Source organism: Pedococcus soli (assembly GCF_054782575.1).
Genome location: NZ_BAAGSF010000004.1, coordinates 603,890 through 627,934 on the forward strand (window position 1 = coordinate 603,890; position 24,045 = coordinate 627,934).

20 protein-coding genes are annotated in these 24,045 nt (G+C 71.7%); 11 read left to right on the forward strand and 9 right to left on the reverse strand.

Annotation, left to right across the window (positions count from 1 at the left end; translation table 11 throughout):
• Positions 1–18: 18 nt before the first annotated feature.
• From ACYVKF_RS08900 to mgrA, 4 genes are all read right to left on the reverse strand, one after another.
• On the reverse strand, positions 19–1,545 hold the full coding sequence (locus ACYVKF_RS08900; RefSeq protein ID WP_460966177.1) for a dihydrolipoamide acetyltransferase family protein: 1,527 nt from the start codon (positions 1,543–1,545) through the stop codon (positions 19–21).
• A 22-nt stretch (positions 1,546–1,567) separates the two neighbouring features.
• Positions 1,568–2,542 (reverse strand): alpha-ketoacid dehydrogenase subunit beta, encoded by a 975-nt coding sequence (locus tag ACYVKF_RS08905; protein ID WP_200947863.1) that lies wholly within the window; start codon positions 2,540–2,542, stop codon positions 1,568–1,570.
• Complete coding sequence (pdhA, locus tag ACYVKF_RS08910) at positions 2,542–3,753, reverse strand: pyruvate dehydrogenase (acetyl-transferring) E1 component subunit alpha (protein ID WP_056915958.1); 1,212 nt, start codon at positions 3,751–3,753, stop codon at positions 2,542–2,544. Before pdhA ends, ACYVKF_RS08905 begins: the two co-directional genes overlap by 1 nt.
• Positions 3,754–4,030: 277 nt before the next feature.
• Complete coding sequence (gene mgrA, locus ACYVKF_RS08915) at positions 4,031–5,077, reverse strand: L-glyceraldehyde 3-phosphate reductase (RefSeq protein ID WP_460966178.1); 1,047 nt, start codon at positions 5,075–5,077, stop codon at positions 4,031–4,033.
• A 79-nt stretch (positions 5,078–5,156) separates the two neighbouring features.
• Between mgrA and ACYVKF_RS08920 the strand changes: the two genes are divergently transcribed.
• Positions 5,157–5,597 (forward strand): hypothetical protein, encoded by a 441-nt coding sequence (locus tag ACYVKF_RS08920; RefSeq protein WP_056920179.1) that lies wholly within the window; start codon positions 5,157–5,159, stop codon positions 5,595–5,597.
• A 107-nt stretch (positions 5,598–5,704) separates the two neighbouring features.
• Here the strand turns inward: ACYVKF_RS08920 and ACYVKF_RS08925 are convergent, their stop codons facing one another.
• Positions 5,705–9,007 (reverse strand): S8 family serine peptidase, encoded by a 3,303-nt coding sequence (locus ACYVKF_RS08925; RefSeq protein ID WP_460966179.1) that lies wholly within the window; start codon positions 9,005–9,007, stop codon positions 5,705–5,707.
• Positions 9,008–9,160: 153 nt separating this feature from the next.
• Positions 9,161–10,264: a histidinol-phosphate transaminase gene (hisC, locus tag ACYVKF_RS08930; RefSeq protein WP_460966180.1), complete on the reverse strand. Its 1,104-nt coding sequence runs from the start codon at positions 10,262–10,264 to the stop codon at positions 9,161–9,163.
• Between the two features lie 147 nt (positions 10,265–10,411).
• Here hisC and ACYVKF_RS08935 point away from each other — a divergent pair, with 147 nt between their 5' ends.
• Complete coding sequence (locus tag ACYVKF_RS08935; protein WP_460966181.1) at positions 10,412–11,146, forward strand: helix-turn-helix transcriptional regulator; 735 nt, start codon at positions 10,412–10,414, stop codon at positions 11,144–11,146.
• A gap of 227 nt (positions 11,147–11,373) precedes the next feature.
• On the opposite strand, the gene ACYVKF_RS08940 is transcribed toward ACYVKF_RS08935, so the two are convergent.
• A complete protein-coding gene (locus tag ACYVKF_RS08940; protein ID WP_056920175.1) occupies positions 11,374–11,757 on the reverse strand; it encodes a phage holin family protein in 384 nt (127 codons plus the stop codon).
• A gap of 17 nt (positions 11,758–11,774) precedes the next feature.
• A complete protein-coding gene (paaN, locus tag ACYVKF_RS08945) occupies positions 11,775–13,538 on the reverse strand; it encodes a phenylacetic acid degradation protein PaaN (protein ID WP_460966182.1) in 1,764 nt (587 codons plus the stop codon).
• A 52-nt stretch (positions 13,539–13,590) separates the two neighbouring features.
• Between paaN and paaI the strand changes: the two genes are divergently transcribed.
• The 3 genes from paaI (at position 13,591) to galE (ending at position 15,987) form a co-directional block, all read left to right on the forward strand.
• On the forward strand, positions 13,591–14,013 hold the full coding sequence (paaI, locus tag ACYVKF_RS08950) for a hydroxyphenylacetyl-CoA thioesterase PaaI (RefSeq protein WP_460966183.1): 423 nt from the start codon (positions 13,591–13,593) through the stop codon (positions 14,011–14,013).
• A 100-nt stretch (positions 14,014–14,113) separates the two neighbouring features.
• Positions 14,114–14,890 carry a peptidylprolyl isomerase gene (locus tag ACYVKF_RS08955; protein WP_460966184.1) on the forward strand — a complete coding sequence of 259 codons (777 nt, stop codon included), beginning with the start codon at positions 14,114–14,116 and terminating at the stop codon, positions 14,888–14,890.
• A gap of 80 nt (positions 14,891–14,970) precedes the next feature.
• Positions 14,971–15,987 (forward strand): UDP-glucose 4-epimerase GalE, encoded by a 1,017-nt coding sequence (gene galE / locus ACYVKF_RS08960; RefSeq protein ID WP_056915967.1) that lies wholly within the window; start codon positions 14,971–14,973, stop codon positions 15,985–15,987.
• Here galE and ACYVKF_RS08965 read toward each other — a convergent pair.
• Complete coding sequence (locus ACYVKF_RS08965; protein ID WP_056915968.1) at positions 15,975–16,682, reverse strand: gamma-glutamyl-gamma-aminobutyrate hydrolase family protein; 708 nt, start codon at positions 16,680–16,682, stop codon at positions 15,975–15,977. The genes galE and ACYVKF_RS08965 overlap by 13 nt on opposite strands.
• A 152-nt stretch (positions 16,683–16,834) precedes the next feature.
• Between ACYVKF_RS08965 and ACYVKF_RS08970 the strand changes: the two genes are divergently transcribed.
• Genes ACYVKF_RS08970 through ACYVKF_RS08995 form a run of 6 tightly spaced genes read left to right on the forward strand, consistent with a single transcriptional unit; the run spans position 16,835 to position 24,023 of the window.
• Positions 16,835–18,268 carry a cytochrome ubiquinol oxidase subunit I gene (locus tag ACYVKF_RS08970; protein ID WP_056915969.1) on the forward strand — a complete coding sequence of 478 codons (1,434 nt, stop codon included), beginning with the start codon at positions 16,835–16,837 and terminating at the stop codon, positions 18,266–18,268.
• Positions 18,269–18,321: 53 nt separating this feature from the next.
• Positions 18,322–19,377, forward strand: coding sequence for a cytochrome d ubiquinol oxidase subunit II (gene cydB / locus ACYVKF_RS08975; protein ID WP_460966185.1), 1,056 nt, complete (start codon positions 18,322–18,324; stop codon positions 19,375–19,377).
• Positions 19,377–20,978, forward strand: a complete 1,602-nt coding sequence (gene cydD, locus ACYVKF_RS08980; RefSeq protein ID WP_460966186.1) for a thiol reductant ABC exporter subunit CydD — start codon at positions 19,377–19,379, stop codon at positions 20,976–20,978. The genes cydB and cydD overlap by 1 nt, the downstream gene beginning before the upstream one ends.
• Positions 20,975–22,636: a thiol reductant ABC exporter subunit CydC gene (gene cydC / locus ACYVKF_RS08985; protein WP_460966187.1), complete on the forward strand. Its 1,662-nt coding sequence runs from the start codon at positions 20,975–20,977 to the stop codon at positions 22,634–22,636. Before cydD ends, cydC begins: the two co-directional genes overlap by 4 nt.
• Entirely contained in the window at positions 22,633–23,052 is a 420-nt protein-coding gene (locus tag ACYVKF_RS08990; protein WP_369796256.1) for a BlaI/MecI/CopY family transcriptional regulator, read from the forward strand. Before cydC ends, ACYVKF_RS08990 begins: the two co-directional genes overlap by 4 nt.
• A gap of 47 nt (positions 23,053–23,099) precedes the next feature.
• Positions 23,100–24,023 carry a M56 family metallopeptidase gene (locus ACYVKF_RS08995; protein ID WP_460966188.1) on the forward strand — a complete coding sequence of 308 codons (924 nt, stop codon included), beginning with the start codon at positions 23,100–23,102 and terminating at the stop codon, positions 24,021–24,023.
• Positions 24,024–24,045 lie beyond the last annotated feature (22 nt).

A 24,045-nucleotide genomic window follows, 5' to 3' on the forward strand; every position in this document is an offset into this window, starting at 1 on the left:
TCATGTCCGGGCGGTGGCTCAGCCCCAGACGAGGCCGCGCGCGGGATCGGCGAGGATCGCGCCCACGTCGGCGATGAACTTGCTGCCGAGCTCGCCGTCGACCAGGCGGTGGTCGAACGACAGGGCCAGCTGGGTGACCCAGCGCGGCTCGATCGTCTCCGTGCCGTCGGCCGCGGTGACCACCCACGGCTGGCGACGGATGGCACCGAACGCCATGATCGCCGACTCACCGGGGTTGATGATCGGGGTGCCCGTGTCGACGCCGAAGACGCCGACGTTGGTGATGGTGATCGTCCCACCGGACATGTCGGCCGGCTGGGTGCGTCCCTCGCGTGCCGTGGCGGTCAGCGCGCCGATGGCCTCGGCGAGCTGGAGCATCGACATCTGGTCGGCGTCCTTGATGTTCGGGACGATCAGGCCGCGCGGGGTGGCGGCGGCGATGCCGAGGTTCACGTAGTGCTTGACCACGATCTCCTGGGCGGCCTCGTCCCACGTCGCGTTGATCTCGGGGTGGCGGCGGATGGCCACGGCCATCGCCTTGGCCAGCACGAGCAGCGGTGTGACCTTGACGTCCTTGAACTCGCGATCCTTCTTGAGCCGCTCGACGAGCTCCATGGTGGCGGTCGCGTCGATGGTGACCCACTCGGTGACGTGCGGCGCCGTGAACGCGCTGCCGACCATCGCCTGGGCGGTCATCTTGCGGACCCCCTTGATGGGGACGCGGGTCTCGCGCTCCCCGCCACGGGTGAACACCGGAGCCTGGTATGCCGCCGGTGCGGCCCGGGTGCCGGACGTCGCCGAGGAGGGCGCCTCGGTGGCTGCGGCCGCCCCGTTGGCGTGGGCGTCGACGTCGGCCCGGCTGATGATGCCGCCCTCACCGGACCCGGCGACCGCGGCGAGGTCGACGCCGAGGTCCTTCGCGTACTTGCGCACCGGCGGCTTGGCCAGCGCACGGGCGCCCCCCTCGCGGGCGACCGGAGCCACCCGCTCCTGGGCGGGCGGGGTGAACTTCGGCTGGGCGGCCGGAGCCACCGCTGCCGGGGCCGCCGCAGGAGCCGTCGCTGCAGGGGCCGCCGCTGCCGGCGCTCCCTTGCGGGGACGACGGACGGCCTCGGTCTGCTTCACGCCGTACCCGACGAGGACGGCGGTGCGACCGGTCGACGTGGTGCCACCGATCTTGCCCTCCTCGATCTCCTCCTCCTCGGCGGCCGCAGCGGCGGCAGCCATCTTCGGAGCCGGGGAACCCTCGATGCCGGGCTCGACCGCACCAGCGGCCGGGGCGTCCTGCACCGGGGCGGCGCCGCCCGCGGTCTCGACGGAGATGATCGGCGTGCCGACCTCGACCGTGTCGCCCTCGGAGACGTGCAGCGCGGTGACCGTGCCGGCGAACGGCACGGGCAGCTCGACGAGCGACTTCGCCGTCTCGATCTCGACGACGATGTCGTTGACCTTGACCGTGTCGCCGACCTTGACGTTCCAGGTGACGATCTCGGCCTCGGTCAGACCCTCACCGGGGTCGGGAAGCTTGAACTCTTTAACGGACACAGGCTGTCATCCCTCGGGGTTCTCAGAAGGCCAGCGAGCGGTCGACGGCGTCGAGGACGCGGTCGAGGTCGGGAAGGAACTCTTCCTCGAGCTTGCTCGGCGGGTAGGGCAGGTTGTAGCCGCCGACACGGAGCACCGGCGCCTCGAGGTGGTAGAAGCAGCGCTGCTGCAGGGCCGCGGCGACCTCGGCGCCGAGGCCGAGGAACGTCGAGGCCTCGTGGACGACGATCGTGCGACCGGTCTTCTCGACCGAGGCCGCGACGGTGTCGAGGTCCAGCGGGCTCAACGTGCGCAGGTCGATGACCTCGAGGTTCTTGCCCTCGGCGGCGGCGGCCTCGGCGGCCTGCAGGCAGGTCTTCACCATCGGCCCGTAGGCGACGAGCGTGGCGTCGGTGCCCTCGCGGACGACCTGGGCCTTGAGCAGCGGGCGCGGCGCGGCCGACTCGTCCACCTCACCCTTGTCCCAGTAGCGACGCTTGGGTTCGTAGAACAGCACCGGGTCGTCGGACTCGATGGCCTGCTGGATCATCCAGTAGGCGTCCTCGGCGTTGGAGCAGCAGACGACCTTCAGCCCCGCGGTGTGGGCGAAGTACGCCTCGTTGGACTCCGAGTGGTGCTCGACGGCACCGATGCCGCCGCCGACGGGGATGCGGATGACCATCGGCAGCTTGATCTTGCCGAGGGAGCGCGCGCGCATCTTGGCGACCTGGCTGACGATGTGGTCGAACGCAGGGTAGATGAAGCCGTCGAACTGGATCTCCACCACCGGGCGGTAGCCGCGCAGCGCCATACCGATCGCGGTGCCGACGATTCCGGCCTCGGCGAGCGGGGTGTCGATGACCCGGTCCTCGCCGAAGTCCTTCTGGAGGCCGTCGGTGACGCGGAAGACGCCACCGAGCTTGCCGATGTCCTCACCCATGAGCACGACCTTCGGGTCGCGCTCCATGGCGGCGCGCAGGCCGTTGTTGATGCCCTTGGCGATCGTCATGGTGCCCATCAGTGGCTCCCCTCACCCTCGAAGCCGGCGTGGTAGGCGGCGAACTCCTTGCGCTCGGCCTCGACGACCGGGTGCTCCTCGACGTAGATGTGGTCGAACATCGAGTCGGGCGTCGGGTCGGCCATGTTCAGGCAGCCCTCACGGACGGTGACGGCCAGCTCGTCGCCCTCGGCCTCGACGGCGTCGAAGAAGTCCTGGTCGGCCTTCTGCGTGTGCACGAGGTAGGACTTGAGGCGCTCGATCGGGTCGCGGTGCTTCCACACCTCGACCTCGGCGGAGACGCGGTACTTGGTGGGGTCGTCCGAGGTCGTGTGCGCACCCATGCGGTAGGTGTAGGCCTCGATGAAGGTCGGGCCGTTGCCGCTGCGGGCCGCGTTGAGCGCCTGCTGCGTCACGGCGTAGACCGCGAGGACGTCGTTGCCGTCGACCCGCACACCGGGGAAGCCGAACCCGCGCGCCCGCTGGTAGAGCGGGATACGGGTCTGGCGCTCGTTGGGCTCGGAGATGGCCCACTGGTTGTTCTGGCAGAAGAACACCACGGGGGCGTTGTTGACCGCGGCGTACACGAACGACTCGTTCACGTCGCCCTGCGCGGTCGCGCCGTCGCCGAAGTAGGCGATGACGGCCGCGTCACGGTCCTGGTCGCCGGTGCCCACGTCGCCGTCACGCTGGATGCCCATGGCGTACCCGGTCGCGTGCAGCGTCTGCGCGCCGATGACGATCGTGTAGAGGTGGAAGTTCTTCTCGTTCGGGTCCCAGCCACCGTGGTTGACGCCACGGAACAGGCCGAGGAGGTTGAGCGGGTCGACCCCGCGGCACCAGGCGACGCCGTGCTCGCGGTAGGTCGGGAAGGCGTAGTCCTGCGGGCGCATCGCGCGACCGGAGCCGACCTGGGCCGCCTCCTGGCCGAGCAGGCTGGCCCAGATGCCCAGCTCGCCCTGGCGCTGGAGCGCCGTGGCCTCGGCGTCGACCCGGCGGATGAGCACGAGGTCGCGGTAGAAGCCGCGCAGGTCCTCGTCGCTCAGGTCCTTGACGTACTCGTCGTACTCGACGTTCTCGACGCGCTGGCCCTCGGGGGTGAGCAGCTGGACCATCTCGGGTCCACCGTCACCCACCTCCGGGACGGGGGCGGTCAGCTCGGCGAGCACCTCCTCCTCGTGGGGGGTGGTGCCGGCCTTCTCACCGGTACTGGCGACAGCGTTGTCGCTCACAGGCACTCCTTCTTCCTCCGGCCCCACTCATGGCGGGACCTTCGGCTCGGGCCACGGCAACCCCCGCGGGGTCACCGCTGCTGGCGTTGCGCGGCAGGCTGGTTGCACCGGTTGTGGCGGCGCTCACATAGGGCCTTGCTGAGGCCAAAGATAACCGGACCCCGGGAAATCTCAGAATCCGGACTCCCCAACCCCGGCAAAACGCTGGTTGCGCGGCAAAGGTCGCGTTGCTTTCCCGCGGTATGTCGCGCAACCAGCGTCTTGCGTGGGGCGCAGGTCAGCTGATCTCGGACTTGCCGCGCCAGAGGTCGATCCCGGCCTCCACGGCGTCGGCGTCGATCTCGGCGAGCTCGCGGTCGCTGAACCGCAGGTTCGCCACGGCAGCGGCCGAGTCCTCGAGCTGCTCGACCGAGGACGCCCCGATGAGGACCGAGGTGACCCGCTCGTCGCGCAGCGCCCAGGCCAGCGCCATCTGCGCGAGCGACTGCCCGCGCTCCGAGGCGAGGTCGTTGAGCTTGCGGACGTGCGTCAGCGACTCGTCGGTGAGCAGGTCGGGCGACAGGGACTTGCCCTGCGAGGCCCGGGAGCCCTCCGGGACGCCGCCGAGGTACTTGTTCGTCAGCATCCCCTGCGCCAGCGGGCTGAACGCGATGCAGCCGATGCCCTTCTCACCCAGGGTGTCGAGCAGGCCGCCCTCGACCCAGCGGTTGAGCATCGAGTAGCTCGGCTGATGGATGAGCAGCGGCACGCCCAGGTCGGCGAGGACCTCGGCCGCGCGCTCGGTGCGCTCCGGGGAGTAGCTGGAGATGCCGGCATACAGCGCCTTGCCCTGCGTGACCGCGGTCGCGAGCGCGCCCATGGTCTCCTCGAGCGGGGTGTCCTCGTCGGGGCAGTGGCTGTAGAAGATGTCGACGTAGTCCAGGCCCATCCGCTGCAGGCTCTGGTCGAGGCTGGCGAGCAGGTACTTGCGCGAGCCGCCGATGCCGTACGGCCCGGGCCACATGTCGTACCCCGCCTTGGAGGAGATGACGAGCTCGTCGCGGTAGGGCCTGAAGTCTGCGGCGAAGTGGCGGCCGAAGTTCTTCTCGGCCGAGCCGTAGGGCGGGCCGTAGTTGTTCGCGAGGTCGAAGTGGGTGATGCCGATGTCGAAGGCTCGGCGCAGGATCGCGCGCTGCACGTCGAACGGCTTGTCGTCACCGAAGTTGTGCCACATCCCGAGGGAGACGGCGGGTAGGTGCAGGCCGCTCTGGCCCACCTTGCGGTAGGGCATGGGGCCGTAGCGGTCAGGGCTGGGGAGGTAGGCGGGGAGCCAGGTGTCGACCATGCCCCCAGTCTGTCGTGGGCGACCTCCCGCGACCAGCGGGGTATGGCGCGCCGCGTCACCGCCGGGTGAGGATGGGTGGATGAGACCCGTTCGCCCGATCCTGGCCCTGTCCGCCGTCACCCTGCTCGGCGCGTGCGGGACGGGCGCAGGGACGACCGGCGGGACCGGCGCGACGACCGGCGGTGGCACGACCGGGTCGAGCACCTCGGGCGGAGCGACCCCGCCCACCTCCGACACCACGACCTCACCCGATCCCGAGAACCCGAGCGTGCCTGCCCGCCCCGGCAGCAAGGTGCGGCTCGTCACCGTCACCGGGTCGGTGTCCGACGGTGTCGAGGCGGGCTGCCTGCTGCTCACCCCGATCCCGACCGACCCCAACGGACCGTGGCTGCTCATCGGCAAGGTCGCGGGGATCGCTGCTGGCCAGCAGGTGACCGTGCGCGGGTACCGCGTCGAGGACATGGCCAGCACGTGCCAGCAGGGGCGGCCGTTCCGCGTCGAGGCCGTCGTCACGGGCTGACGCCGGAGGCACCGGACCCAGGGAGCGAGGACACCTGGCCCCGCGGCCGGACGCGCCGGACCCCGCGGGCGTGGTGCCCGCGGGGTCCGGTGTCCTGTGCGTGCCGACTACTGCGTGACGGCGCCGATCACCACGGACCCGGTGCCGAGCACCGCGCCCTCGGAGGACACGACGTTCATCTCGCCGAACAGGCGGCGACCCGAGGCCGGAGCCTGCTGGGCCGTGACCTGACCGGTCACCGTGGTCGAGCCGCCCGCAGGCAGGCCGATCGCGGTGCCGGGCACGTCGAGCGTGCCCAGGGCCGGCGAGAAGAACACATCGAGGTAGTCGTACTGCGTGGTGCCTGCCGGCACCGAGTAGCCGTCGACCACGACCGTGTAGGTGCCGGCCGCCGGGGCGGCGAGGCTCACCGACTCCTCCGAGTCACCGTCGGCCGAGGAGCCGACGACGGCCCCGGCAGCGTTCTTGACCGTGAGGTCGAGGTCGGCCCCGAGGTCGGAGGTGTTCCCGATGGCCACGTCGAGGCGCTCGGCACCCGCGGGCACGACCACCTCGAACGTCTGCTGGTCACCGTCGGCGATGGTCTTGCGGCTGGACGAGGAGCTGCCCAGCGACCCACCCTTCGGCGTCACCGTGACCGGCCCGAAGGAGTTGCTGACCCTCCAGCTCACCGGGCTCGGCTCACCCGCCGTCACCGACGGCAGGGTCTGCGTCTCGGGGTTCACCACGACGCCCTGCGCCGCAGCCGTCAGGCGGAACGGGTTGTCCAGGAACGGCGACGTGCGCCGGGCCTCGACCTCGAACTCCCAGATGCCGGGCAGCGGGTTGGCGTAGTTGCGCGACGTCGGCTTGCACGTGCTCGGGTCGCTGAAGTTCGTGTAGCACTCCAGCGAGGAGGTCGACTCGACCGGCACGCCATACGGGTTGATCCCGATGAAGCGCACCTGGCTCTTGGTCGCCGTGCCGGCGAGGTTGACCTGGAGGGCCTTGGTGCCCGCCGGGACGTTGACGAAGAGCTTCTTGGTGAGGTTGCGGCCCACCTTGTCGCTGGTCGACGTGGCGTAGGACGGCTTGGCCAGCTCCTTGGCGAGGACCACGGTCAGGAGCACGCGGTGGTCGACCACCGGGGTCGCGGGGTCGTCGATCTCGAGGATCGCCGAGTGCGCGCCCTGGGTGGACGTCTTCGCCGTGACCGGGATGCTGACCTTGGTGCCCTTGGCCATCTTGGCCTTGGTGGCCCCGAGGGTGAACGTGCCGTCGTTGCCGACCAGCCGCAGCTGGTGCAGCGCCGCGCCCGCACGACCACTCGTGCGGGTCGCCGAGACCGTGTAGGTCTTCGCGACACCCGCGACCTGGCCACCCTCGTTGCTGCCACACCGGTTGTAGACACCGGTGCCGACGTCGGGCGTCGCGAGGAAGTCCGAGATGGGGGTGCAGACCGGGGCCGAGACGGTGTAGCCCTGGGTCATCGGACGCTTCTTGATCAGCGTCCACGCTGCAGGGACGTTCATCTGCCCGGCACCCTGACCGATGGCCTCGAGCCCCTTGACGAACTTCGCCGAGGAGTAGATCGAGTTCCGCAGCTGTGCCGGCGAGGTGTCGGTGCCCGTCGCGAAAGCGGCGGACAGGAGCAGTGCGGCGCCACCGGCGGCCTGCGGGGAGGCCATGGACGTGCCGTTGAACATGGCGTAACCCACCGGGAGCGTGTACCCGGTCTCGGCCACGTCCGGCTGCTTGAGCCACCGCGGGACGGTCGAGATCGCGGAGCCGGCGGCCATGATGTTCGGCTTGAAGCCGCCGTCCTCACGCGGTCCGCGCGAGGAGTAGTTGTGCAGCGTGAGCGGAGTCGACACGGTCGACCCGTAGTTGGCCAGCCAGGTCTCCTTGGTGATGGAGGACGCCACGCTGACGACGTCGGTCGCCACGGACGGGTCACCGATGGTGTTGACGCCAGGGCCGCTGTTGCCGGCCGAGATGAACAGCTGGACGCCGTACTCGTCGATCAGGCGGTTGTAGAGCGCCGAACGGGCGTTGTTGCCGTCGTTGAGCGCGGGCAGGCCACCGATCGACATGTTGACCACGTCGACGTGACGGTTGGCGACGAGGTCGACCATGCCGTCGGTGAGGGCCGCGGCGGTGCAGCCACCACCCCAGGTGCAGCCGCGAGACGAGACGATCTTGGCGCCGGGCGCCTCGCCGTCCATCTTGCCGCCGAAGAGGCTGTGCCCTGCGGCGATGCCCGTGACGTGCGAGGCGTGCGCGTCCTCGACGATGCCGATGTTGACGAAGTCGGCGGTCGGCGGCAGCGACGGGTCCTGGTACGGGGAGAGGTCGACACCCTTGCGGAACTCGACCGTGAAGGGCATCTGCTCGACGACCGCGGTCTTGGGGTCGTCGGTGCCGAAGTGGTGGACGTCGAAGCGCTCCTTGTAGGGGCGCATGAACTCGTCGGCCGTGAACACCTTGTCCTGGTTGGCGTCGACCCAGATGTTGTTCGTAGCGTAGTCGTAGAGCACGCCGAACTGGTCGGTGGTGTCTCCGTCACGGTTGACGTCGCCCTCGGGCTCGCTGCCCTCGGTGATGGCCTCGGAGAAGCGGCTGACCGCGTAGTCGCCGGACGCCGGTGCCGTCCAGGTCGAGCCCGCGTAGGTGAACGTCGGGGCAGCCGTGACCATGGTGGTCATCCGGCGCCAGGTGAAGTCGTTGTCGAAGATCGGGTCGGTGGCCGTCACCCAGTCGACGATCTTGCGCTCGCCGGTCGAGGTGGTCTTCAGCGCCGGGTGGTCGAGGTCGACACCGGAGTCGAGGATGCCGATGGTCACGCCGCGGCCGTCCCAGGCGGGGTTCTTCGTCTTGAAGTCGGTCGCCCCCTGGTCGCGGGTCGGCATGTACGGGTTGGAGTCGGGGGTGCCCTTGCCCGGCGCGGCGACGGCGGCTGCCGCAGCCGTCTTGCTGCTGCGCTCGACGGCGGGGTTGGGCAGCGGGATCGACTCGTCGAGGTCGACGGCGATCACCTTGAGGATGCCGGCCACCTTGTCCACCTTGGTGGTCGGGACGCTGGCCCGGACGTACCCGATGCGGTCGTTGACCATGCCGGTCCAGCCGCCCTGGGCCCTGACCGCCTTGACGACGTCCTTCGTGGCGCCCTTCTCGGTGGCCAGCATCAGGGTGACCCGCTTGGTCCCCTTCTGCTGGGCCGCGCTGAGCAGCTGGCGGTCGTGCTGGCCCAGCTTGTCCTTCTTCTGGACCTTCTTGACCTGGTCCTTCTCGGCCCTCGCCGCGGGTGCCGAGCCCACGCCGCTGCCCTGGTCGGCCGACGCGACGGGCGCAACGGTTGCTGCGACCACCCCCGCCACGGCCATCCCGGCAACGATCGTGAGTCCGCGGCGCCTCGTGTGTCGTGCGGTCACGTGGGATTCCCCTTCCCTCCGACGCCCACGGGTGGCGGGCGATCCGGGTCAGTCTCGCCCGGTGGACACGGTGTTGCTCCCGCCCGAAAGGTAAAGGTTGTCCCAAGACTCCCGGTCAGGGCGGTCGAAGGGCCGTTTGCCGGTGTTTGGGTGTCAGTCGGCGGGCTGGTCGGCGAGGAAGTCCCCGGCCACGCGGATGAGGACGTCGTTCGCCTCGGTCTCGCCGATGGTGGCGCGGACCCCGTCGTCGCCGTACTGGCGCAGGGTCAGCCCTGCGGCCTGGGCGGCGGCGGCGAAGTCACCGGACCGCGTACCGAGGCCGAACCACACGAAGTTCGCCTCGGTGTCGGCGATGAACCAGCCCTGGCCGCGCAGGGCGCCGACCACCCGCTCCCGCTCGGAGACGAGCTGGTCGACCCGCTCCTGGAGCTCGTCGAACGCCCGCAGCGACGCGATCGCCGCCGCCTGGGCGATCGAGTTCACGCCGAAGGGCGTCGCGGTCTTGCGCAGGGCACCGGCCACGGACGGGTGCGCCACGGCATACCCGACGCGGAGCCCGGCGAGGCCGTAGGCCTTGGAGAAGGTGCGCAGCACCATGACGTTCGGCCGGTCGCGGTAGAGCTCCAGGGAGCGCGGCGCGTCGGCGCCGGTGACGAACTCGACGTACGCCTCGTCGATGACGACGAGCACCCTCGACGGGACCTGCTCGAGGAACTGCTCGAGCTCGGTGTGGGTCACCATCGGACCGGTCGGGTTGTTGGGCGTGCAGACGATGACGACCTTCGTGCGGTCGGTGATCGCGGCGAGCATCGCGTCGAGGCGGTGCCGCTCGTGGTCGTCGAGCCCGACCTTGACGGACGTGGCACCTGCGAGCGCCGTGACGATCGGGTACGCCTCGAAGGAGCGCCAGGCGTGGACCACCTCGTCGCCCGGGTCGCAGGTGGCAGCGATCACCTGGCCGAGGACGCCGACCGAGCCCGTGCCGGTGGCGATGTGCTCGGCCGGGACGCCCAGGCTCTGGGCGAGGGCGTCGGTGAGGTCGGTGACAGCCATGTCGGGGTACCGGTTGACGTTGCCGGCCGCATTGGTGATCACCTCGAGCACGGAGGGCAGCGGGGGGAACGGGTTCTCGTTCGACGACACCTTGTATGCCGCGACCCCGTCGGGGGCCGACGCGGGCTTCCCGGGGACGTAGGCAGGGACCTGGTCGAGGGCGCTGCGCAGCTGGACGTCGGTGTCACGGGCGGTGTCGCTCATGGCCTCCACTGTAGGCGGCGTCCCGGACCGGGTGACGGCGAGTCGCGTCGCCGAAGGGTGGTTCACTGCGCGCGGACGGGCCCGACCTGTGTGATCATTCGGTCGCGGCGGGGGCCGCGACGAGGACACGATCGGGGGTCGAGGACGGTGGCAACGGGCGACGCGGAGGACGACCTCCGGCTCGACCTGGCTCGGCGGGCGGCCCGCCTCACGACGATGGTGAACGAGCTGGCGATCGAGGTCGCCATCGGCCAGCCCACCCCGGGCTTCCGCTTGATGGGCACCGGGCTGGAGCAGGTCGACGCCGGTTTCGCCGCGCTCGAGGCTTCCTGCACGACGCAGATGGGCAGCCTCATGCCCGTGATCCCCTTCGAACCGTGGGACACGGGACCAGAGCTGGACCGGCGGTCGCGTGACCGTGGGATCGAGCTGATCTCGATCTTCAGCGAACGGGCCTTCCGCGTGAACCCGCTCCTGACCTCGCTGGACCCCACCGCCCGGGTGGGCCACGCCGTCACCACGATGTGGGTCATCGACCGCTCCTGCGTCGTGCTGCCCGGCCCGCTCGAGCTCGACGGCTCCCCGACCCTCTACACGGCGACGACACCGGACCTGGTCGACCCGGCCCTCGAGCTGTGGGACCTCGTGCTGGCGGACTCGCGCCCCGCCCTGGCCGAGGGGGAGGCCCCACCGTTCACCCCGCGCCAGGTGCAGACCGCGATCCTGCTGGCCCGCGGGGCCAAGGACGCCAGCATCGCCCGCGAGCTCGGTGTCTCCGTGCGCACCGTCGTGTCGGAGATCGCCCAGCTGGTCGCGCGGCTCGGTGCCAACAGCCGCGTCGACGCCGTCCTCATCCTGCGCAGGGGACGCGCCCGCGCCTGAACGGGGCGATCGGTCCCGCGGTTGCGTGTTCACGCAAAAGGAGCGCGGTCGGCTGGCACGGGCGAGATCGTCCTGTCAGAGTTTGCCTCGGCGACTTCCTCCGGGGGGACGGATGTCGTCGGGGACCCGCAGACCACTTCCGTGCAGGGGCAGGTGGCGGGTCCGCACACGTCACGAGGCCGCACCCCTCCAGGGGGTGCGGCCTCGTCGTCGTGGTGGCGCCGGCGTCAGTCGTCGTCGCCGTCGGGCAGGACCCAGTTGAGGACCATCGAGACGACCGTGACCACGAGGGCACCCAGGACCGCGTCCCAGAAGAACTCGTTGATCGTGAAGCTCAGGCCGAGCGGGTCGGCGATCCACTCGGTGAGCTGGAGCATGAAGGCGTTGACGATGAACGTGAACAGCCCCAGCGTCAGGATGATGAACGGGAAGCTCAGGAACTTCGCGACGGGCTTGACGATGGCGTTGACGATGCCGAACACGACCGCCACGAGCAGCACGGTCGCGAACTTGGACCCGAACTTGCCGTCGCCGAAGGAGATGCCGGGGAGCAGCCACGCCGCCACCCAGAGGGCGACCGCGTTGACCGCGACCTTGATGATGAAGTTCATGGCTCGATCCTTCCAGATCAGGCCACGTGCCGTCGGCTGGTGACGACGCGGAAGCGGCTCGCCACGAACGCGGCGTCCGTGTAGGCCGCGTTCGCCGCCGGGTTGGCGCCGGTGCCGTGGAAGTCGGAGAAGGCCGCCGTCTGGTTGACGAAGACCTGGCCGGTGAGGTTCTCCGAGAGGGCGACCCCGGCGTCGGCGGCAGCGTCCCGGGCCGCCTCGAGGACGGCCTCGTCGGTCGAGTAGACCGCAGCCGTCATGGCACCGTGCTCGCGCACGGTGTCGCGGAACTGCGCCAGCGACTGGTCGGTGCCCGAGGTCGCGATGAGGAACGTGACCGGCCCGAAGCACTCCTGGGTGTAGACGTCCTCGCGGCTCGCGTCGAGGCTGACCAGCCCCGGGGCGCGGACCACGGCGTCGGGCCAGGTCGGGTGGGTGACGGCTCGGGAGTCCAGCACCACCGTGCCGCCGGCCTCCGCTGCGAGGTCGGCCAGACCGCCCGCGTTCTCGCGGACGCCGTCGTTGACGGTGGCCCCGAGCAGCTCGACCGCCTTGGCGTCGTCGCCGGTCAGCCTCCCGACCGCGGCCGCGAGCTTCTCACCGAACTCCGCGAACGACACCGGTCCCTCGTCGGTGCTGATGCCGTCGCGCGGCACGTAGAGGTTCTGCGGGGTCGTGCACATCTGGCCGGAGTAGAGCGTGAGCGAGAACGCCAGGTTGCCGAGGACACCGCGCAGGTCGTCGGTCGAGTCGACGACGATCGAGTTCACCCCGGCCTTCTCGGTGTAGACGAGCTTGCCGCTCGCCGCGCCGGCCTCCTCGAGCCAGGTCCCGAACGACGGGCCGCCGGTGTAGTCGATGATCCGCACCTCGTCGCGCTCGGCGAGCACCTTCGCGAGGCCCTCACCCTCGGCCTCCGGGGCGAGCTGGACGAGGTCGGGGCTGAACCCGGCGGCAGCCAGCACCTCGCGGGCCACGGCGACCGAGATCGCCAGCGGCAGGATCGCGTGGGGGTGCGGCTTGATGATCACGGGGTTGCCGGTGACGAGCGAGGCGAAGATCCCCGGGTAGGCGTTCCACGTCGGGAAGGTGTTGCACCCGATGACGAGCGCCAGGCCCCGCGGCACGATCCGGTAGTCCTTCTGCATCCGCAGTGGAGCAGGGTTCCCCTGGCGGTCCTTGCCGGGCTTCTCCCAGACGACGGACGCGGGCACGCGCTCCTGCTCGACGAGTCCCGCGACGACGGCCTCGAGGGCACGGTCCTGCGCGTGCGGACCGGCCGCCTGGAACGCCATGACGAACGGCTGTCCCGTCGTGTGCATCACCGAGTGGGCGATCTCGAACGACCGGCGGTTGATGCCCTCGATCACCTCGACGCAGACGGCCGCACGCGTTCGGGCGCCGGCGTCGCGCCATACCGGGAGGGCCTCCTGCGCCGCGGCGATGGCGGCGTCGAGGTCGAGGTGGGGGTAGGTGATCCCCAGCGCCGGGCCGTACGGCGAGGTCTCCTCGCCGACCCACGACCCGTCCGTGGCCACGGCACCGAGGGCGCCGAACGCCTTGTCCAGCAACGACTCGTATGCCGCCTGGCCGTCGGCCGCGGCCGACTCACCGTAGACGCGCGGCGAGGGGGACTCGGGGTAGCGGGAGAAGTACGAACGGGCGGCGAGCGCGGCGGTGGCCTGCTCGAGGACGTCCGCGTGCTTCGCGACGAGGGGGTGGGGGGTGCCGCCGGGGCCTTCGTGGGGCTCGGTGGGCTGCGTGGGCGCCGTTGCCTGGGTCATGGCGTCATCGTAGGCGCGGGCGCTGCTCGCGCCGACCGGTCATGATGGGCGGGTGAGCGACGAGGCGGCCGAGAAGGACCTGGGGCACGTGCAGCGGATGTGGGCGGACGACGAGGCCTCGCGGGGACTCGGCATGGAGGCGCTGGTCATCGAGCTCGACCACGCCGTGGTCCGCATGGAGGTGACCCCGGCCATGGTCAACGGCCACGCGATCGCGCACGGCGGGTTCGTCTTCACCCTGGCCGACTCGGCCTTCGCGCTGGCCTGCAACAGCGGTGGCACGCTGACCGTGGCCGCCGGGGCCGACATCACGTTCGTGGCCGCCGGGCGGCTCGGCGACGTCCTGGTCGCGGAGGCCCACCAGCGCCGGACGTTCGGCCGAAGCGGTCTCACCGACGTCACCGTCACGCGGGAGGCCGACGGGGCGGTCGTCGCAGAGTTCCGTGGCCGGTCGCGCAGCCTCCCGCCCCGGTAGCTCGCGGGCGCTGGATCTCGCCGAGCGTGGCGTCCGTTTTGTCCCTAGGGTCCGAGGAGGTCGGCACCGACCGTGTCGACCCCCGACCACCGGAGGAACCATGCGCCCACTGAGAAGCCTCGCCGCCGTCGCGGCAGTCACCGCAGCCGTCGCCCTCGCGCCGACCACGTCGGCGACCGCCGGCACCGACCACCACGGCAGACCCCCGGCCGTACCGACGCAGCCCACCAAGGGTCCGTGCGCGTACACGCCGATGGAGGACACCACCTACTCCACGTTCGTGGGGCTGCCCAAGGACCCGCGGCACACGCCGGACCGGGGCAGCCTGGGCGTCACGCTGAAGACGAACCATGGCGACATCCCGCTGGTGCTCGACCGCGCGGCGGCACCCTGCACCGTGCAGAGCTTCGCGTTCCTCACACGCGCCAAGTACTTCGACGACACCATCTGCCACCGCCTCACCTCGTACACGACCCCGCCGGCGGCCCTGTCGGTCCTGCAGTGCGGCGACCCGCTCGGCACGGGGTACGGAGACCCCGGCTACTCCTTCAAGGACGAGCTCGACTCCGCCAAGGCCCTGCAGAACTGGCCCGGATTCCCCGACGGCAGCCGCAAGGTCTACCCGCGCGGCACCCTGGCCATGGCGAACGCCGGGCCCGACACCAACGGCAGCCAGTTCTTCCTCGTCTACCGGGACTCGCGGCTGCGCCCCGACTACACGGTCTTCGGCCACGTCACCGAGAAGGGCATGAAGGTCCTCGACGCGATCGCGGCCGGTGGCATCGACCCCGGCACCGACGGCACCCCGGAGGACGGCATGCCGGCCCTGCGCACCGAGATCGAGCGCGCCAGGCCCAGCGGGCACCACGGCCGCTGAGCCGGTCCGTGCCGCCGGCTCCCGGCCCACCCCTCGGGTACCCGTGGCTGGGAGCCGACGGCACGCAATACGGTGAGGTCATGCGCGTCTTGGTCACCGGCGGTGCCGGCTACATCGGATCCCACACCGTCGTCCAGCTCGTGGCGGCCGGGCACGAGGTCGTCGTCATCGACAGCTTCGCCAACTCCAAGCCGACGGTGGTGCCGCGGCTCGAGGCCCTGATCGGTGGGCCGCTCGAGGTGCACGCGTTCGACCTGACCGACCGCGACAAGACCGAGAACCTGTTCGCCGAGCGGAAGTTCGACGCGGTCATCCACTTCGCCGGGCTCAAGGCCGTCGGCGAGAGCGTCGAGGTGCCCCTGGAGTACTACCAGAACAACCTCGACTCCACCTTCGCCCTGGTGCGGGCGATGCAGCGCCACGGCTGCTTCCGGCTCGTCTTCTCCTCCTCCGCGACCGTGTACGGCGAGAACGCCCCGGTCCCGATGAAGGAGGAGTTCCCGACCTCGGCCACCAACCCGTACGGCTGGACCAAGGTGATGATCGAGCAAGTGCTGCGTGACGTCGCACGCACCGACGAGCGCTGGCGGATCGCGCTGCTGCGCTACTTCAACCCGGTCGGGGCCCACGCCTCGGGCACCATCGGCGAGGACCCGCAGGGGATCCCCAACAACCTCATGCCGTTCATCGCGCAGGTCGCGGTCGGCACGCGCGAGAAGCTGAGCGTCTTCGGCGACGACTACCCGACGCCCGACGGCACCGCCCTGCGGGACTACATCCACGTCGAGGACCTCGCCGCCGGCCACCTCGCCGCCCTGACCAGGCTCGGCACCACCGACGAGGTCGTCTCCACGTGGAACCTCGGCACCGGGCACGGGACCAGCGTCCTCGAGGTGCTGCACGCGTTCGAGAAGGCCTGCGGCCACGAGCTGCCGCACGAGGTCGTGGGGCGCCGCGCCGGCGACATCGCCGCGTCGTATGCCGACCCCAGCCGGGCCGAGGCCGAGCTGGGCTGGAAGGCCACCCGCACGATCGAGGACATGTGCGCCGACCAGTGGCGCTGGCAGCGCGAGAACCCGGTCGGCTACCCGGACTGAGCGGCCTCGACGACCCAGTCGAACAGCGCCTGCTGGTGCGGCACGGTGGCAGCGTCCACCTCGGGGTGCCACTGCACGGCGATGACGCGACCGTCGGACGACTCCATCGCCTCGACGCAGCCGTCGGGGGTGGTGGCTGACAGCAGGTAGCCGTCGGCCAGCCGGTCGCAGGCCTGGTGGTGGTTGGACCAGCCGTCACGCCGGAGCCCACCACCGTCGCGGACCAGGACGCGTTCGAGGAGGGTCCCCGGAACGACGTCCACGGCGTGGGAGTTGTCGGCGTGGGCGACCGAGGTCTCCTCGAGGTGCTGGTGGATCGTCCCGCCGAGGACGACGTTGAGCACCTGCATCCCGCGGCAGATGGCCAGCACGGGCAGCCCTGCCTGGACGGCGGCACGCGTCACGGCCACGTCCGCGGCGTCCTGCTCGGCCGGTGGGTGCGTCTCGCGCGGGTGCACGTCCGGGACACCGAACGGTCGGAGGTCGAGGTCCTCACCTCCCTGGAGCACCACGGCGCCGGCGTGGGCCACGAGGTCCCTCGCCCGCTCGACGGACTCGGGCCAGGCGAGCACCGGCTCCCCGCCGGCGCGGACGATGGCGTCCACCAGGGACCGCGGGGCGAAGACGCCCGGGCGCGAGCGTCCCTCGATCTGCCCCGCCCAGCGAGCGGGCACGAGGACGAGCGGACGCGGCATACGCAGGACCCTAACCAGCCGGAGCGGGCGGTGAGACGCGAGTCACGGGTGGTCGGGACCTTCGCCCCTGTCACCAGGTCTACGACGCGGCGTAGTATGTACTACGAACCGTAGTAGTGCCCCGCAGTCGTGCAGAGAACCCCGGAGCAACGATGGACAACCTCGACCTGGCCAGGTGGCAGTTCGCCATCACCACCGTCTACCACTTCCTGTTCGTGCCGGTGACGATCGGCCTGTCCGCCCTCGTGGCCTGGTACCACTCCTCGTGGGTACGGCGCCGCCGGCCGGACGACCTGCGGCTCGCCAAGTTCTTCGGCAAGCTCTTCACGATCAACTTCGCGCTCGGGCTCGTCACGGGCATCGTGCAGGAGTTCCAGTTCGGCATGAACTGGTCGGACTACAGCCGGTTCGTCGGAGACATCTTCGGCGCACCGCTGGCGATCGAGGCGCTCCTCGCGTTCTTCCTCGAGTCGACCTTCCTCGGGCTGTGGATCTTCGGCTGGGGCCGCATCCCCGAGAAGCTGCACGCAGCCTGCATGTGGATCGTGCACGTGGGCACGCTGCTGTCGGCGTACTTCATCCTCAGCGCCAACTCGTTCATGCAGAACCCCGTCGGCTACCGCCTCAACCCGGTGACCAAGCGGGCCGAGCTGACCGACTTCGGCGCGGTCCTCACCAACAAGGTGCAGCTCGTGACGTTCCCCCACGTCGTCGCGGCGGCCTACCTCGTCGGGGGCGCGGTCGTCATGGCCGTCGCGCTGTGGCACCTGCGTCGGGTCGACGTGGGCACGGACGAGGGGATGTACCGGCGCGCGACCCGCCTGGGAGCCGTCGTCACCCTCGTCGCGGGTCTCGCCCTCGCCGTGACCGGCGACATCCAGGGCAAGATCATGACCGACGTCCAGCCGATGAAGATGGCTGCGGCAGAGGCGCTGTACGACAGCTCCGACGGCAACGCCCCCTTCTCGCTGCTGACGATCGGCTCGCTCGACGGCAGCGAGGAGAAGTTCGCGGTCACCGTCCCCGGGCTGCTGAGCTTCCTGGCGACGGGGCACTTCGACGGCAGCGTCCAGGGCATCAACGAGCTCAAGGCGGAGTACGCGCAGAAGTACGGCACCGGCAACCCGCTCACCGCGGACGCGACCTACACGCCCAACATCCCGTTGTCCTACTGGAGCTTCCGGCTGATGATCGGCGTCGGCATGGCTGCCTGCCTCATCGCCCTCGCGGTCCTCTGGACGACGCGCGGCGGTCGCGTTCCCCGAGCGCGCTGGTGGCACTGGGTCGTCATCGCGACACCGCTGTTGCCCATCTTCGGCAACAGCTTCGGCTGGATCTTCACCGAGGCCGGTCGCCAGCCGTGGCTGGTGTTCGGCGTGATGTCGACCAGCACCGGGGTCTCACCGTCGGTCTCGGCCGGCGAGGTGGTCACGTCGATGGTCGTCTACACCCTGCTCTACGGCGTGCTCGCGGTCATCGAGGTGAAGCTCTTCCTCACCTACCTGCGCGCCGGGGCGCCGCCGTTCGAGGACCCCGTGGTCGCCGCCGACCAGGACGAGGACGCCCCCCTCGCCTTCGCCTACTGACCGCCGTCGCTGACTGACTGACTGACTGACTGACTGAAAAGGATTGCACCGCAATGGAACTCAGCACCGTGTGGTTCATCATCATCGCCGTCCTGTGGACCGGCTACTTCGTCCTCGAGGGCTTCGACTTCGGGGTGGGCATGCTGCTCCCCGTCCTCGGACGGGGCGAGGACGACGAGACCACGGAGAAGCGCCGCCGGGTCATGATCAACACGATCGGCCCGGTGTGGGACGGCAACGAGGTCTGGGTGCTGACGGCGGGTGGGGCCACGTTCGCCGCCTTCCCGCACTGGTACGCCACCATGTTCAGCGCGTTCTACCTCCCCCTGCTGCTCATCCTCGTCGCCCTCATCGTGCGCAACCTCGGGTTCGACTACCGCGGCAAGCGCGATGACGCCACGTGGCGGGCCCGCTGGGACGCCGCGATCATCGTCGGCTCGGCGGTGCCGGCCCTGCTCTGGGGCGTCGCCCTGACCAACGTCGTGCGGGGCCTGCCGATCGACGCGAGCAAGGAGTTCACCGGCAACCTGTTCACCCTGCTCAACCCGGTCTCGCTGCTCGGTGGCCTCGTCACCGTCGGCCTCTTCCTCACCCACGGCGCGTTGTTCGTGGCCCTGAAGACCACCGGCCCGATCCGTGAGGACGCCCGGGGCGTCGCCACCCGCACCGGCGTCGTCACCGCCGTCCTCGCCGTCGCCCTCCTCGCCATCCTCGGCGCCGCTGACGGCAACATCGGTTCGTGGGTGACGACCGTGGTCGCCGCCGGCGCCCTCGTCGCCGCCCTGGCGGCCAACCTGCGGGGCCGCGAGGGCTGGGCCTTCGTCGGCACCTTCGTGACCATCGCGATGGCCGTGACGACGTACTTCCTCCTGCTCTTCCCGAACGTCATGCCCAGCACCCTCGACGCCGCGTGGTCGCTGACGACCGCCAACGCCTCGAGCACGCCCTACACGCTCAAGATCATGACGTGGGTGGCGGTGGTGTTCACGCCGATCGTCCTGCTCTACCAGTCGTGGACGTACTGGATCTTCCGCAAGCGCATCGGCACGCAGCACCTCCCGGGCGCCACCCGGCACGACCACGCCGAGCCCAGCCCGGCCATCCGCTGATGCGTCCGTTCGACCCGCAGGTCCTGCGCACGCTGCCCGAGGCCCGACGCCCGCTCGCCACCCTCGGCGCCGTGGGCGTGGCCCAGGGCATCGCGACCGTCGCCACGGCCTTCGCCCTGTCCGCCGTCGTGGTCGCGGCGGTGAGGGGTATGCCGCTCGGCGCCCCCGCGGCATACCTGCTCGGACTGTTCGTGGTCCGCGGGCTGCTCGCGCTCACCGGCGAACGCGTGGCGGCGTCGGCGGGGGCCGCGGTCAGCGCCGGGGCCCGCAGCCGCCTCCTTCGCCACTGGGCCGCCGCCCCCGCCGAGCGGCGCCCCGACCCGGCGACCGCCCTGGTCCTCGCCGACCAGGGAGCGACGAGCATCGAGCCGTACATCGCGCGGTTCCTGCCGGCCCTCGTCACCGCCTGCGTCGTCCCGCCGCTGGCCGTCGTGGTCCTCGCGGTCGTCGACTGGCGCAGCGCCCTCGTGGTCGTGCTCACCCTGCCGCTGCTCCCGGTGTTCGCCGCCCTGATCGGGGCCACGACCCGCGACGCGACCCAGCAGCGCTGGAAGGCACTGGCCTCCTTGTCCGGGCACTTCCTCGACGTGGTGCGCGGGCTGCCGACGCTGGCGGCCTACGGTCGGGCCGAGCGACAGACCGCCGTCATCGGCGAGGTCAGCCAGCGGCACCGCCGGACCACCATGGCCACCCTGCGGCTGGCCTTCCTGAGCTCGGCAGCGCTCGAGCTGCTCGCGACGATCTGTGTCGCGATCGTCGCCGTCATCGTGGGGCTGCGGCTGTCGCACGGCGGCCTGGAGCTCGGGACGGCCCTGGTCGCGATCCTGCTGGCGCCCGAGGCCTACTGGCCGGTGCGACGGGTGGGCGCGGAGTTCCACAGCGCCGCCGACGGTGCCGCCGCCCTGGCCGAGGTCACGGCCAGGCTCGGCGACGGGGCGCAGGAACGACAGGACCACGGCGTCCTCGTCCACACGGTGCCCACGGCGGCCCGGGTCGAGGTGCACGGGCTCGGGTACACCCACCCCGGAGCCATGCACCCGGTCCTGGACGACCTCGACCTCGCCGCCGGCGTCGGCCTCACCGTCGTCACGGGACCGTCGGGCGTCGGCAAGTCGACCCTGCTCGCGCTGGTGGCCGGCCTGCGGACACCCTCCCGGGGGACGGTGACGGCGCCGGCGACGCACCTCGTGACGCAACGCCCGTTCCTCACGACCGAGAGCATCCGCAGCAACCTCACCCTCGGAGGCGACTCCAGCACGCCGGGCGAGTCGTTGTGGGCGGCGCTGCGGGAGGTGGGCCTCGAGGGCCCCGTCGCCGCCCTGCCCGCAGGTCTCGACACCCCGCTCGGCGACGACGGTCGCGGGCTGTCGGCCGGGCAGCGGGCCCGCCTCGTCCTCGCGCGCGCCACCCTCAGCCGGGCCACCGTCGTGCTCCTCGACGAACCCACCGCCCACCTCGACGAGGTCACCGCCGCCCTGACCCACGAGGTCATCGCCACCCTCGCCGAACGCCGCTGCGTCATCGTCGTCACCCACCGCCCCGAGCTCGTCGCCCTCGCCGACCAGCACGTGCACCTGCAGCCGGTCGGGGTGACCGCATGAGCAGCCCCCGGGTCGGCCGGCGCCTGGCCTCGCCCCGCGTCGTCCTCGCCGGGGTCATCGGCGCCGGCGCACTCGGGTCGGGGGTGGCGCTCACCGCGACCTCCGGCTGGCTCATCGTCCGCGCCAGCGAGCGCCCCGTCATCCTCACCCTGCTCACCGCGATCGTGGCCGTCCGGATGTTCGGGATGGCGAGGCCGGTGCTGCGGTACCGCGAGCGGCTGCGTTCGCACGACGCCGCCCTCGACGACCTGGCCCGGGCGCGCACCGACGTGTATGCCGCGCTGGTGCCGCTGACTCCCGCCCGCCTGCCCCGCCGGGGTCGGGCAGCGGTGCTGCGCGGCGTCGTCGACGACGTCACCGACCGGGTCGAGGCGCAGGTCCGGGTGACGGTGCCCGTGCTCGCGGTGACCCTGACCGGCGCCGGTGCCCTGGTGCTGTGCACCCTCGTCGAACCCGCGGCCGGCATCGTCGTCGCTGCCCTCCTCGCCACCGTGGCGGCGGTCACCGTGGTCGCCTGGCGGGTGGAGGCACGAAGCCAGGTCGAGCTCGGCACGGCCCGGGAGGAGCTGACCCGGGTGACCGAGCTGGTGGCCTCGCAGGTCGACGAGCTGCAGGCCATCGGGGCCACGGCCGCTGCGCTGGCCCGGGTCGACGAGGCCCACGCAGCAGTCGCGGCGAGCACGCGACGCCAGGCCGTCGGCCGCGCCCTCGCCGCGGCCGCCCTCCCGCTCGCGACCGCGCTGGCCACGGTCGCGTGCGCCGTCGTCGCCCGTCGCGGTGGGCACTCCGACCCCGTGACGGCCCTCCTGGTGCTGGCGCCGTTCGCCCTGGCCGAGGTGTTCGGCTCCCTGCCGGACGTCGCCCGCTCGTGGGCCCGCGCGCAGGCGAGCGCCACCCGTCTGGACTCCCTGCTCGACGCGGAACCCGCCGTCGTCGACCACCCGCAGCCCCTGTCCGGTCGGGTGCGCCCGCGGGGGCCGGGCGGCACGCCCCACCTCGAGCTGCGCGGGGTCAGCGCGACGTGGGACGGCACCCGCACCCACCTGCCCACGACCGACCTCGACCTGCCGGCCGGGACCGTGCAGGCCGTCGTCGGGCCGAGCGGTTGCGGCAAGTCGACCCTCCTCGCCGTCCTCGCGCGACAGCTCGACCCGTCGGACGGGCGGTACCTCGTGGACGGGGTCGACGTCCGTGACCTGCCTGCCGCCACGGTCCGCGACCTCGTCGCCGTGGTCGACGACGAGCCGCACGTGTTCGCGACGACCCTGCGCGAGAACCTGCGGCTCGCCAGGCCCGGCGCTGACGACCGGGCCGTCGGGCAGGCGCTCGACGACGCCGGGCTGGGCGAGTGGTTCGCGTCGCTCCCGAACGGTCTCGACACGGTCCTGGGCAGCGGCGGACAGGGCGTCAGCGGCGGCGAGCGCGCCCGGCTGTCCATCGCCCGCGCGCTGCTGTCCGGCCGACCCGTGGTGCTGCTCGACGAGCCCGTCGCCCACCTCGACCACCCCACCGCCGTCGCGGTCCTGCGGGACCTCGTCCGGTCCCGCGGCGGGCGCACCGTGGTCGTCGTCAGCCACCGGCCCGAGGGGCTCACGGACGCGGACGGCATCATGGACCTGACGAGCCCGGAGGTCGGGCTCGTCAGACAGGTGGGATGACGATGCCGCACAAGGCGATCAACAAGCTCGGCGAGCTCGAGCGCGCGGTGATGGACGCCGTCTGGGCGGCCGGGGCCGACGGTCGCGCCCCCCTCTCGGTCCGCGAGGTGCACGACGAGCTGAGCCGCAGCCGCGACCTCGCCTACACGACGGTCATGACCGTCATGGGGCGCCTTGCCGAGAGCGGGCTCCTCACGCAGGAGCGCAGCGGACGGGCCTACCTGTATGCCGCGGCCGACTCCCGCGAGGAGCTCACCGCCACCTCGATGCGGGCCCAGCTGAGCGGCATGGCGGCCCCCGACCGACGGACCGCGATGCTGCACTTCCTCGGGGATGCCACGGCAGAGGAGATCGCCGACCTCAAGGCGGCCCTCGCCGAGGTGGAGCAGCGGCACTCCGAGGGCCCGCGGCCCTGACCGGGGAGCTCGCCTCCGCCGCTCCGGCCGCCACCGTCGCGCTGGCCGTGGCCGCCGGGTCGTTGGCCGGGCCGGGTCCGCGGGTCATGGCCGGGCTGACGCGGTTCAGGCGGGCACCGTTCGAGGCGCTGGTCGTGTGGCAGTGCGTGTCGCTGGCCGGGGTCGTGGCCGCCCTCGCCGTGGCGCCGGCGGCGGTCGCGAGCACCACGCTGCCGGGGTGGGCCACGGTCGTCGCCCTCCTGTTCAGCGGCGGCATGCTCGCCCGCGTGCTGTGGTCCGGTCACCGGGTCGGCACCCGGCTGCGCAGCGAGCGCTGTCGCCACGGCGAGCTGGTCGACGCGCTCGGGACCCATGACAGCCGCACCGCGGGCCTGGCCGGGGGCGAGGTGCGCGTCCTCGCGCACCCCACGCCGACGGCATACTGCCTGCCCGGGCGGCGACGACGGGTGGTCCTCACCGAGGGCACCCTGCTGGCCCTGCCCGCCGACGAGCTCGCCGCGGTCCTCGCGCACGAACGGGCGCACCTGCGGGCGAGGCACGACCTGGTGCTGGAGTTCTTCGCGGTGCTGCACGAGGCGGTGCCGTCGCGGCTGCGGGCGGTCGAGGCGCTGCGCGAGGTCCGGTTGCTCGTCGAGGTGCTGGCCGACCGGGCCGCCCGCAAGGTCGCCGGACCGGTTCCGCTCGCCCGCGCCCTCGTGTCCCTGGCCGGGGGCGCGCACCCGGACACGGCGCTGGGCGCCACCGACCGCGGCACGACCGACGGAGTCGCTGCCGACGGCGGTGCCATGGGCGGGAGCGCCGGCGACGGGGGCGCTGCCGACAGGTCTGCCGGGGCGTCGTCGGCCACCCGCGACCGCATGCTGCTGCTCACCGAACCCGACGCCACCCCCGCCCTTCGAATGGCGATGCTCGCGTTCGCCGCGCTGGTGCTCGCCACGCCCGTGGCGCTGCTGGCCGTCGCACTGGGCTGAACCGCGGCAGGGTTGAATGGCC

What these genes read in the sequence shown, in the direction of transcription:
- paaN (WP_460966182.1), bottom strand. Translation starts at nt 13,538, where the DNA reads ATGACCCAGGCAACGGCGCCCACGCAGCCCACCGAGCCCCACGAAGGC.
- ACYVKF_RS08955 (WP_460966184.1), top strand. Translation starts at nt 14,114, where the DNA reads ATGCGCCCACTGAGAAGCCTCGCCGCCGTCGCGGCAGTCACCGCAGCC.
- ACYVKF_RS08905 (WP_200947863.1), bottom strand. Translation starts at nt 2,542, where the DNA reads ATGGGCACCATGACGATCGCCAAGGGCATCAACAACGGCCTGCGCGCC.
- cydC (WP_460966187.1), top strand. Translation starts at nt 20,975, where the DNA reads ATGAGCAGCCCCCGGGTCGGCCGGCGCCTGGCCTCGCCCCGCGTCGTC.
- cydD (WP_460966186.1), top strand. Translation starts at nt 19,377, where the DNA reads ATGCGTCCGTTCGACCCGCAGGTCCTGCGCACGCTGCCCGAGGCCCGA.
- ACYVKF_RS08940 (WP_056920175.1), bottom strand. Translation starts at nt 11,757, where the DNA reads ATGAACTTCATCATCAAGGTCGCGGTCAACGCGGTCGCCCTCTGGGTG.
- ACYVKF_RS08990 (WP_369796256.1), top strand. Translation starts at nt 22,633, where the DNA reads ATGACGATGCCGCACAAGGCGATCAACAAGCTCGGCGAGCTCGAGCGC.
- ACYVKF_RS08920 (WP_056920179.1), top strand. Translation starts at nt 5,157, where the DNA reads ATGAGACCCGTTCGCCCGATCCTGGCCCTGTCCGCCGTCACCCTGCTC.
- ACYVKF_RS08970 (WP_056915969.1), top strand. Translation starts at nt 16,835, where the DNA reads ATGGACAACCTCGACCTGGCCAGGTGGCAGTTCGCCATCACCACCGTC.
- cydB (WP_460966185.1), top strand. Translation starts at nt 18,322, where the DNA reads ATGGAACTCAGCACCGTGTGGTTCATCATCATCGCCGTCCTGTGGACC.
- hisC (WP_460966180.1), bottom strand. Translation starts at nt 10,264, where the DNA reads ATGAGCGACACCGCCCGTGACACCGACGTCCAGCTGCGCAGCGCCCTC.
- galE (WP_056915967.1), top strand. Translation starts at nt 14,971, where the DNA reads ATGCGCGTCTTGGTCACCGGCGGTGCCGGCTACATCGGATCCCACACC.
- ACYVKF_RS08965 (WP_056915968.1), bottom strand. Translation starts at nt 16,682, where the DNA reads ATGCCGCGTCCGCTCGTCCTCGTGCCCGCTCGCTGGGCGGGGCAGATC.
- mgrA (WP_460966178.1), bottom strand. Translation starts at nt 5,077, where the DNA reads ATGGTCGACACCTGGCTCCCCGCCTACCTCCCCAGCCCTGACCGCTAC.